Source organism: Streptomyces sp. NPDC007971 (assembly GCF_042958635.1).
Taxonomy (GTDB): domain Bacteria; phylum Actinomycetota; class Actinomycetes; order Streptomycetales; family Streptomycetaceae; genus Streptomyces.
In genome coordinates this window covers 1-4,652 of record NZ_JBIBJK010000064.1, presented here as the reverse complement: position 1 = coordinate 4,652, position 4,652 = coordinate 1, and the positions used below count along the sequence as shown (strand labels likewise).

The window sequence follows — 4,652 nt, the reverse complement described above, 5'->3', positions numbered from 1 at the left end:
CAGGTTCTGCAGGTGGACCTGGATGCGGTCGACTGGGCGGAGCAGCTGGCCGGGCTGCCTTCGCTGAGCGGTGTGGTCTCGCTGCTGGGGCTCGCGGGCGTGGGCGGATCGGTGGTGCCTGCGGGGGTTGGGGCCACGATCGGCCTCCTGCGGGCGTTGGGTGATGTGGGTGTGTCGGCTCCGTTGTGGTGTGTGACGTCGGGTGCGGTGGCGGCGGGTGCGGACGATGCCGTAGCCGGGTTCGAGCAGTCGATGGTGTGGGGGCTCGGCCGGGTGGCCGCGTTGGAGCAGTCCGGCCGTTGGGGCGGTCTGGTCGACGTACTGGATGCGGGCGACGACACCGGTGACCTGCTCGCCTCGGTGCTCGCCGGGGTGAACGGTGAGGATCAGGTCGCCGTACGTGGTGGCGAGCTCCTCGGCCGCCGGCTGGTGCCCGCGCCTCTGGGCAAGGCGTCCGGGGCGGGATGGACGCCGCGCGGGACGGTCCTCGTCACCGGTGGTCTTGGCGCCTTGGGCGGTCATGTGTCGCGCTGGTTGGCGACCCAGGGCGCCGAGCATGTGGTGCTGGCGAGCCGTCGTGGTGCTGAGGCCGCGGGGGCCGCGGAACTGGAAGCCGAACTGGTGGAGTTGGGCGCGCGAGTGACGTTCGCCGCCTGTGACATGACGGACCGGGAGTCGGTGGCCGCGCTGTTGGCGGGTGTTCCGGCGCTCGACGCGGTCGTTCACACGGCGGGCATCGAGCGCTCCGCCACTCTCGCCGACATCGATCCGTCCGACCTGGGTGGGTTCGCTGATGTGCTGGCGGCGAAGGCTGTTGGTGCGAGGAACCTGCACGAGCTGCTCGGCGACAGGGCCTTGGACGCGTTCGTGATGTTCTCGTCGATCTCAGGAGTGTGGGGCAGCGGCGGTCAGGCCGCCTATGGTGCGGCGAACGCCTACCTGGATGCTTTGGCCGAGCACCGCCGGGCTGCGGGTCTGCCTGCTACGGCGGTGGCGTGGGGTCCGTGGGCGGATGGCGGCATGGTCGCCAACGCCGGCCCGGGCGCCGAGGCGCAGTTGCGGCGTCGGGGTCTGCCGTCGATGGCTCCGGCGGTGGCGATCGTGGGTCTGGCCACGGCTCTGGAGCGTGGTGACGGGAACGTCGCCATCGCCGACGTGGACTGGGAGCGGTTCGCGGGGACGTTCATGGCGCAGCGTCCGAGCCCGCTGCTGAGTGAACTGCCGCAGGTGCGTGCGGTGTTCGAGGCCTCTGCGGTGGAGCAGGGGTCGTCGCCGCTGGCGCAGCGGCTTGCCGGGCTGGACGAGGCCGAGCAGGAGCGGCAGCTCACCGAGCTGGTCCGGTACGAGGCGGCAGCGGTCCTCGGACATGCGTCCGGCGACGCGCTGCCGGCGACGCGTGCCTTCCGGGAGCTGGGCTTCGACTCGCTGACCGCGGTGGAGCTGCGGACCCGGCTGAGCGAGGCCACGGGTGTCGCCCTGCCCACGACCCTCGTCTTCGACTACCCGAACGCGGCCGCGCTGGCCGCCTATCTGCGGGGCGAGCTCTGCGGTGCGGCTCCGACCACCTCCGCCTCGATCACTGTGGCGGACGTGTCCGACGAGCCGATCGCGATCGTGGGGATGGCGTGCCGGTTCCCGGGTGGTGTGGCGAGCCCGGAGGACCTGTGGCGGGTACTGCTGTCGGGTGGGGACGCGGTGTCGGACTTCCCGGCAGACCGCGGCTGGGACCTGGAGGCGCTCTACGACCCCGACCCGGACTCGGTGGGGACCTCCTACTCCCGGTCGGGCGCGTTCCTGTCGGGTGTGAGCGGGTTCGACGCGGGTTTCTTCGGGATCTCGCCGCGCGAGGCGCTGGCCATGGATCCGCAGCAGCGGCTGCTCCTCGAAACCTCCTGGGAGGCCTTCGAGCGGGCGGGCATCGACCCCAACTCCCTGCGGGGTGAGCGCGTCGGTGTGTTCGTCGGCTCGAACATGCAGGACTACGGGTGGGTGCTGGCTGCCGGCGCCGAGGACGTCGGCGGTTACGCGGCGACCGGCAACGCGGCCAGCGTCGCCTCGGGCCGACTGTCGTACACCTTCGGGCTCGAAGGTCCCGCCGTCACGGTGGACACGGCCTGCTCGTCGTCGCTCGTCGCCCTGCACCTGGCGGTGCAGGCACTCCACAAGGGCGAGTGCGAACTGGCCCTCGCGGGCGGGGTGACGGTGATGTCCACGCCGAGCTCGTTCATCGAGTTCAGCCGCCAGCGGGGCCTGGCCGAGGACGGCCGCTGCAAGGCGTTCGGCGCGGGCGCGGACGGCACGGGCTGGGGCGAGGGCGTCGGCATGCTGTTCGTGGAGCGGCTGTCGGACGCGCAGCGCAACGGTCACCAGGTCCTCGCCGTCGTACGGGGTTCCGCGGTGAACCAGGACGGTGCGTCCAACGGCCTGACCGCGCCGAACGGCCCCTCGCAGCAGCGAGTGATCCAGCAGGCGCTCGCCAGTGCGGGGCTGGCCCCCGCCGACGTGGACGCGGTCGAGGCCCATGGCACCGGCACGAAGCTGGGCGACCCGATCGAGGCGCAGGCCCTCCTTGCCACCTACGGCCAGGGCCGTCCCGCCGACCGGCCGCTGTGGCTCGGGTCGATCAAGTCGAACATCGGTCACACGCAGGCCGCCGCGGGTGTCGCCGGTGTGATCAAGATGGTGATGGCGATGCGGCACGGCGTGCTGCCCCGCACCCTCCACGTGGACGAGCCGTCGCCGCACGTCGACTGGACCGCCGGCGCGGTCGAACTGCTCGCCGACGAGCGCGAGTGGCCCGCTGCGGACCGCCCGTGGCGGGCGGGTGTGTCGTCGTTCGGGTTCAGCGGTACGAACGCGCACGTCATCGTGGAGCAGGCTCCGGCGAAGGAGTCGGAGTCGGAGTCGGCGTCGGGGCCGGTGGCGGTCGCGGGGCCGGTGACGGACGGCGGTGCTCTGGTGCCGTGGGTGTTGTCGGCGCGGAGTGTGGAGGCGCTGCGGGAGCAGGCCGCGCGGTTGAAGTCCTTCGTGGAGGCGTCGGCGGATCTGCCGGTGGCGGATGTGGGTCGTTCGCTGGTGTCGTCGCGTGCGGTGCTGGAGCACCGTGCGGTGGTGGTCGGTGTTGAGCGGTCGGAGCTGCTCGATGCGCTGACGGCTCTGGCCGAGGGGCGGGCGGCCGGTGGTGTGGTCTCGGGTGTGGCTGATGAGCCCGGCCGGGTGGGTTTCCTGTTCTCGGGTCAGGGTTCGCAGCGGCTGGGCATGGGTCGTGAACTGTCCGACCGGTTCCCGGTGTTCGCCGAGGCGCTGGACGAGGTGCTGGATCTCCTGGCTCCCGAGGTCCGTGAGGTGCTGTTCGGTGAGGACGCCGATGCGCTGAACGAGACGGGGGTGACGCAGCCGGCGCTGTTCGCGGTCGAGGTGGCCCTGTTCCGTCTTCTTGAGTCGTGGGGTGTGCGGCCGGACGTGCTGGCGGGTCACTCGATCGGTGAGTTGGCTGCCGCGTATGTGTCGGGTGTGTGGTCGCTGGCGGATGCGGTGAAGGTGGTGTCGGCCCGGGGTGCGCTGATGCAGGCGCTGCCCGAGGGTGGCGCGATGGTGGCGGTCCAGGCGACGGAGGACGAGGTTGCGGCGGACTTGCCGGAGACGGTGGGTATCGCGGCGGTGAATGGGCCGTCGTCGGTCGTCGTGTCGGGTGTCGCCGCTGATGTGGAGGCTGTGGGCGAGCGGTGGCGTGAGGCGGGGCGGAAGGTGTCCCGGCTGCGGGTGAGCCATGCGTTCCACTCGCCGCTGATGGATCCGATGCTCGATGACTTCCGCGCCGTGCTGGAGGGCGTGTCGTTCGAGGCGCCCACGATTCCGATCGTGTCGACGCTGACGGGCCGGGCGGCCACGGCCGAGGAACTGGCGTCCCCCGACTACTGGGTGCGGCACGTGCGCGAAGCGGTGCGGTTCGCCGACGCCGTGAGCACGCTGGTCGCCGAGGGTGTCGGCACGTTCGTCGAGGTCGGCCCGGGCGGGACGCTCTCCGCGCTCGGCCAGGAGTCCGCGCCAGATGCGGCCTTCGTACTGGTGCTGCGCGGCGACCGGCCGGAGGCGATGGCCGTCACGACGGCCGCGGGGCACCTGCACGTGCGCGGTGCCCGGGTGGACTGGGAGGTCTTCTTCGCCGGTCGCGGAACGCGCCGGGTCGACCTGCCGACGTACGCGTTCCAGCGTGAGCGGTTCTGGCCCGACGTGCAGCCGCTGATCGGCGATGTCGCGGCGGCCGGACTCGGTCCCGCCGAGCATCCGCTGCTGGGTGCGACCGTCGTCCTCGGTGGCACGGACGGCGTGCTGCTGACCGGCCGGCTGTCGGTCCAGACCCACCCGTGGCTGGCCGATCACGCGGTCATGGACGCGGTGCTGCTGCCCGGGACGGCGTTCCTCGACCTTGCGATCCGTGCGGGTGACCAGGTCGGCTGCGACCTGGTCGAGGAGCTGACCCTGGAAGCGCCTCTCGTCCTGCCCGAGAACGGCTCGGCGCGGGTGCAGGTCTGGGTCGGTGCCGAGGACGGGTCCGGCAGGCGTGAGCTGACCTTCCACTCCAGTACGGGCGACGTGGAGGACGGTCGTTCGTGGACCCGGCACGCCACCGGTGTGCTGCGGGCCGGCGG

At 72.1% G+C, this 4,652-nt stretch carries 1 pseudogene; it reads left to right on the top strand.

The features are described 5' to 3' along the window. Window positions 1–15: 15 nt before the first annotated feature. A pseudogene (locus ACFZCP_RS45725) lies at window positions 16–4,652 on the top strand (type I polyketide synthase); the annotation flags it as partial.